The organism is Polaromonas sp. P1_E3, assembly GCF_056405935.1.
In genome coordinates this window covers 1-5,645 of record NZ_JBFUBD010000176.1, presented here as the reverse complement: position 1 = coordinate 5,645, position 5,645 = coordinate 1, and the positions used below count along the sequence as shown (strand labels likewise).

Here is a 5,645-nt window from a genome sequence, read left to right as displayed (position 1 = left end):
GAACCGACGGCAGCCCCGAACAACGGGCCCGCGACAACGATTCGCGCGCGATCCTTGAGGCCGAACTGAAAAAGGCTGAGGCCAAGCTGGCAGAGCAGCAAAAAGAATTCAACAACGGCGAACCTGAAAAACAGGGGATTGAGGGGCGCAACTATCAGCGCTACCTGGACCRCGTGGCAGAGATGAAAGAAAACATTGCCCGTAACCAGAGCGACATTGCCGGCCTCAAGCGTGAAATTTCCCGCCTGCCTGGACCGCCTTCCTCTCCCGTTCCCAATTAAACCAACGCCACCAGCCGCAGCAGGCCGGCTTCTGGAGGAAAATGGATGGCTTGAACAAGCCATCCATCCGCGCCGCTTTATCGTCCGTCCCGGTCACGGGGCTTCCTCCCCGCTTTCAGGCGTTTGACCTGCTGGCCACGCTGGTGGCTGTGGTGCGTACCAACGGCACCGTGGTGTTTGCCAATGCCGCGCTGGAAGATGCGCTGGGCACGTCCCGGCGGACCATCGAAGGTTCTCAGCTACCCGATTGCTTTACCGAGCCGCACATCCTGCAAAATGCGCTGGAAGGTGCAGGCAGCAATGAATTTGCCGCCTTGCGCTACGACGCCTGGCTCAGGCGCCTGAACCACGAGCCTCTGCCCGTTCATGTGGTGGTGGCGCAAACCGACACGCCCGGCGAGGCGATTGTGGAGCTGCTGCCGCTGGAGCAGCAAGCCAAGCAGGAGCGCGAAGAGCGCCTGATCGACCAGGCGCAGGCCAACAAGGAGCTGATCCGCAACCTGGCCCACGAGATCAAAAATCCATTGGGCGGCATTCGCGGGGCGGCCCAGCTGCTGCAGATGGAAATCGGCAAGGACCTGACCGAATACACCCAGGTCATCATCCATGAGGCGGACCGGTTGCAGACGCTGGTCGACCGCCTGCTGGCGCCGCATCGACGTCCCCACCTGGTGGGCGATGTCAATATTCACGAGGTGTGTGAGCGCGTGCGCTCACTGATCCTGGCGGAGTTTCCCAGAGGGTTGAAGGTCACGCGCGACTACGACATCTCGATTCCTGATTTCCGCGGAGACCGCGAACAACTGATACAGGCGGTACTGAACATCGCACACAACGCCGCGCAGGCCCTTGCGGAACGGGTGGCGGCAGGCAATGCGCACATCACTTTCAGGACAAGAATCGCCAGGCAGGTAACTTTTGGCAAGCAGCGCTATCGCTTGGCATTGGAATTGCATGTTATCGACAATGGACCGGGTGTGCCGGACTCCATCAAAGACCGCATCTTCTATCCGCTGGTATCCGGGCGGGAAGGTGGTTCGGGGCTGGGGCTGACGTTGGCGCAAACCTTTGTTCAGCAACACCACGGTTTGATTGAGTGCGACAGTGTGCCGGGCCGTACAGATTTCAAGCTGCTGATACCGCTGCCTTGAAATGTGTCCAGCCATGATTGATACATAACGCGATCGTGCAGAGTGCTCCAGAACGCCCTGCATTGAAAGCACGAAAAAAGGGACTGCACTACATGAAACCGATCTGGATCGTTGATGATGACCAGTCCATCCGGTTTGTTCTGGAAAAGGCCCTGCTCCGCGAGGACCTTCCTACGCGCAGTTTCACCAATCCCCGCGAAGTCCTTGCCGCCCTGGAAAATGCGACAGAGGACGAGGGGCCGCAAATTCTCGTAAGCGACATCCGCATGCCGGGAGGCTCAGGGCTCGACCTGCTCGAAAAGGTCAAGGAAAAGCTCCCCGGCCTGCCGGTCATCATCATGACAGCCTTCTCGGACCTCGATAGCGCCGTGTCCGCCTTCCAGGGCGGTGCCTTCGAATACCTGCCCAAGCCGTTTGATCTGCCCAAAGCGGTCGAACTCATTCGCCGCGCCGTAGAAGAAAGCCAGCGCGAAGAAGTTGCTGAAGAGCGCATGGCCTCCGCGCCCGAAATGCTGGGCCAGGCACCTGCCATGCAGGACGTGTTCCGCGCCATCGGGCGCTTGAGCCAGAGCATGGTGACTGTGATGATCACCGGAGAGTCCGGTTCAGGCAAAGAATTGGTGGCGCGTGCGCTGCACAAGCATTCGCCGCGCGCCAACGGGCCATTTGTGGCCATCAATACCGCGGCCATTCCCAAGGATTTGCTGGAAAGCGAACTGTTCGGCCATGAGCGCGGCGCCTTCACAGGTGCGCAAACCATGCGGCGCGGCCGCTTCGAACAGGCCGAAGGCGGCACGCTTTTCCTCGATGAAATCGGCGACATGCCGTTTGATTTGCAGACGCGCTTGCTGCGCGTGCTGAGCGACGGCCACTTCTACCGCGTCGGCGGGCACAACGCCGTCAAGGCCAATGTGCGCGTGATCGCCGCCACCCACCAGGACCTGGAGCAGCGCGTCAAAGAAGGCGGCTTCCGCGAAGATCTGTTCCACCGCCTCAATGTGATCCGCCTGCGCCTGCCCGCGCTGCGTGAGCGGCGCGAAGACGTCTTCATGCTGACGCGGCACTTCCTGCAGCAAAGTGCCAAGCAGCTCGGCGTGGAGCCCAAGCGGATCTCCGACACGGCCCTGCAGCAGCTCAGCAATTTTGGTTTTCCCGGCAACGTGCGCCAGCTTGAAAACATTTGCCACTGGCTGACGGTCATGGCGCCGGCGCAGGTCATCGAGCCCAAGGATCTTCCTCCTGAAGTGTTGGGCATTCTTCCCGAATCGGGTAGAGCGTCTGTTTCGGCTGAGAAGGCTCCGCTGGCCAAGGTGGATTGGGCGGCGGGCACAGCGGATAAGGCATTGGCCGGCCATGGGACTGAAGCGTCCGCACCCGTCCCGCCGGCCTCCGGTTCCGATCAAAGCTGGGAAAGTGGTCTTGAAGCGGAGGCGCTGGCCCTGCTGGCGACAGGTCGCAGCGACGTGTGGGATGTGCTGACCCGGCGTTTTGAATCCAAGCTGATCCAGACCGCACTGGTCAATACACGCGGGCGCCGCATTGAGGCAGCTCAAAAGCTGGGCATAGGCCGCAACACCATCACGCGCAAGATCCAGGAACTCAATCTGGAGTGAGTGTGGCCCCCACGGTGGATGTGGCCCCCACGGTCGCTCACATCGTGTAGCTCCCTGCCCCCCGAGGGGGCCGCTGCGCCTGCGGTCTGGCAAAGCCASTCCCGCGGCCCCGGCTGGGTTGAGAGTTCTTTGGGCGCGACCAATGGTGAGGGGTATTTCACCAGCAGGGGCCGCGGGTCGGCTTCGCCGGCCCCAGGCGCCGCCCCCCTGAGGGGGGAGCAGGCTACACGCAGTGAGCCTGAAAGGGGGTGAGCCTATTGAGCTGAGCCTGGACGGGGTCAGCCGATTTCCACAGTGACCGGCGCGTGGTCGCTGGGCTTTTCCCATTTGCGCGGTACGCGGTCAATGGCGCAGCCTTTGACCTGCGGCTTCAGGGCGTCGCTGACCAGGATGTGGTCGATGCGCAGGCCGCGGTTCTTCTGGTAACCGAGCATGCGGTAGTCCCACCACGAAAAGCTTTTGGGCGGCTGCTCGAACATGCGGAAACTGTCGGTCAGGCCCAGCGCCACCAGCTGGCGGAAATGCTCACGCTCTTCCTTCGTGTGGTGAATGGTGTCGCGCAAGCCCTCCGGGTCGAACGAATCCTGGTCTTCCGGCGCGATGTTGAAGTCGCCCAGCAACACCAGTTGTGGGTGGGCTGCCATCTCGGCGCGCACATAAGCCTGCAGGCCGCCCAGCCAGCGCATCTTGTAGGCGAACTTTTCGCTGCCTGGCTCCTGCCCATTGACGAAATAGCCGTTCAGCACCCGGATGGGCCCCGCGGGGCCGTCCACCGTGGCGGCAATCACGCGTGAATGCTCGTCTTCAAAACCGACAATGTTTTTCACCACGTCACGCAGCGGCGTGCGCGACAGGATCGCCACACCGTTGTAGGTTTTCTGGCCGAAAGCGGCGGCTTCATAGCCGGCGGCCTTGAGCGCCTCCAGCGGAAACTTGTCGTCCGTCATCTTGAGCTCTTGCAGGCACAACACATCGACGGGATTGGCCGCGAGCCAGTTCAGCACATGCGCAAGCCGCGCGGTCAGGGAATTGACGTTCCAGGTGGAAATTTTCATGATTTAGTGCTCCAGCCCAATACGGACGTGCGCCACCAGCTATCAAATATGTAGCAAGGCAAATACGCCGATCACCAGCCCCACGCCGGCCACGGCGAACATGCCGTATTCGAGCCACTTCTTGCGGGTCAGCAACGCGATGGCCGCCAGGGCAATGGCGACCTGCAGCACGGTGGTGGCCTGTGCCCAGCGGTGGTGCTGGTGCATCTGTTCGTCGGACGATGTGTTCCAGGTGGCAGCTTCGGCCTCCAGCTTGTCGGCAACCACCTTGATCTCGTTCTTTTCTTTTTCGTAGCGGTCTATCTTGCCCTGGTAGCCGGCTTTTTTGTCCTCAGGTGCCAGGTCGCGGGCGAGTTCTGCCAGCGACTGCTTGGTGCTTTTTGACTGAAAGTAATTCCACTGGTTGGAGGCTTCCGTCTTCTTGATGGCGGCATTGTTTTTATACAGGCCCGCATTGGCCTGCGTGGCCCCTCCCATATAGGCAAAGATGGCGCCTATGGTCGCAATGATGGCCGTGATGACGGCAATCTGCGCGATCATGCCGCCGTTGTCGTGACCGCCATGACCCCCTTGTGCCGCATGCTCGAGCTCATGGTCGTGGGGCCCGTGTACGTGAAATCCGCCTCCTGACATAGCAATTCCCTCTATCTGATCAACGTGATGTTGTGGTTGTGGATGATTATTTTTCGTACGGGATGAGGCTGAACTTCATCCCGTTGGCTGCCACGTGGTTTTCACTCGCGGGCTGAGTTCCGGCTGCGCCATTGTTCGGATGGTAGCGCAACAGGTTGCACCGGCCCCAGGTGTCCGCTTACCGAGCTACGGGCTAACTGGTCCCGCTACCCGGCGGCAGCTATGACAGCTATGTGCGTGTCAACGTCACAAAACTGAAGGTCAGGCCCTTGGCAGATACATGCATGGTTCGCGCAGTTTCCCGCCACGCGGGCCCGAGGGTAGGGGCGTAGGCATCGCCTTCAAAATCCTGGGCGATTTCGGTGACTTCGGCCCGCACCGCGAGAGGTTCTGCCTGCGCGTAAATCTGGGCTCCGCCAATGACCCAGATATCCGGCACTTCGCCCGCCTGCAACAAGGCTTTTTCGAGACTTTCCGCGCGGGTCGCACCCTCAGCGTACCAGTCCTTGTTGCGTGTGATCACGATGTTGGTCCGCCCTGGCAGCGGCCGGAACCTGGCCGGTAGCGAGTCCCAGGTCTTGCGGCCCATGATGACCGGACAGCCATGGGTAAGTTGCCTGAAATGCGCCATGTCTTCCGGCAGATGCCAGGGCATGACCCCGTCGCGGCCAATGACGCCGTTGGCCGCCCTCGCATAGATCAGGTTGATGCGTGCCACGTTAAACCGTCGCCTTCATACCGCCACGGGTGCCTTGATGGCATCGTGGTGCTGGTAGTCCAGAAACTCGAAGTCTTCGAACTGGTAGTCAAAGATGGATTCGGGCTTGCGTTTGATCTGTAGCGTGGGGTAGGGGAAGGGCTGGCGGCTCAGCTGCAATGCAACTTGCTCGTGGTGGTTGCTGTAGATGTGGC

6 protein-coding genes and 1 pseudogene are annotated in these 5,645 nt (G+C 60.9%); 3 read left to right on the top strand and 4 right to left on the bottom strand.

What is annotated here, in order from left to right; genetic code table 11:
* The 3 genes and pseudogenes from AC1D0Z_RS15140 to ntrC form a co-directional block, all read left to right on the top strand.
* A pseudogene (locus AC1D0Z_RS15140) lies at window positions 1-281 on the top strand (hypothetical protein); the annotation flags it as partial.
* 41 nt (window positions 282-322) lie between these two features.
* Window positions 323-1,432 carry a nitrogen regulation protein NR(II) gene (gene glnL / locus AC1D0Z_RS15135; RefSeq protein WP_477659048.1) on the top strand — a complete coding sequence of 370 codons (1,110 nt, stop codon included), beginning with the start codon at window positions 323-325 and terminating at the stop codon, window positions 1,430-1,432.
* Window positions 1,433-1,524: 92 nt separating this feature from the next.
* Window positions 1,525-3,045, top strand: coding sequence for a nitrogen regulation protein NR(I) (ntrC, locus tag AC1D0Z_RS15130; RefSeq protein WP_477659047.1), 1,521 nt, complete (start codon window positions 1,525-1,527; stop codon window positions 3,043-3,045).
* 278 nt (window positions 3,046-3,323) lie between these two features.
* Here ntrC and xth read toward each other — a convergent pair whose 3' ends face one another.
* From xth to AC1D0Z_RS15110, 4 genes are all read right to left on the bottom strand, one after another.
* Window positions 3,324-4,100, bottom strand: a complete 777-nt coding sequence (gene xth, locus AC1D0Z_RS15125; RefSeq protein ID WP_477659046.1) for an exodeoxyribonuclease III — start codon at window positions 4,098-4,100, stop codon at window positions 3,324-3,326.
* Between the two features lie 42 nt (window positions 4,101-4,142).
* Window positions 4,143-4,733, bottom strand: a complete 591-nt coding sequence (locus AC1D0Z_RS15120; RefSeq protein ID WP_477659045.1) for a DUF4337 domain-containing protein — start codon at window positions 4,731-4,733, stop codon at window positions 4,143-4,145.
* A 229-nt stretch (window positions 4,734-4,962) separates the two neighbouring features.
* Complete coding sequence (locus AC1D0Z_RS15115; RefSeq protein ID WP_477659044.1) at window positions 4,963-5,451, bottom strand: dihydrofolate reductase; 489 nt, start codon at window positions 5,449-5,451, stop codon at window positions 4,963-4,965.
* A gap of 15 nt (window positions 5,452-5,466) precedes the next feature.
* Window positions 5,467-5,645: thymidylate synthase (locus tag AC1D0Z_RS15110; RefSeq protein WP_477659049.1), on the bottom strand; the 179-nt coding region annotated here is incomplete at its 5' end.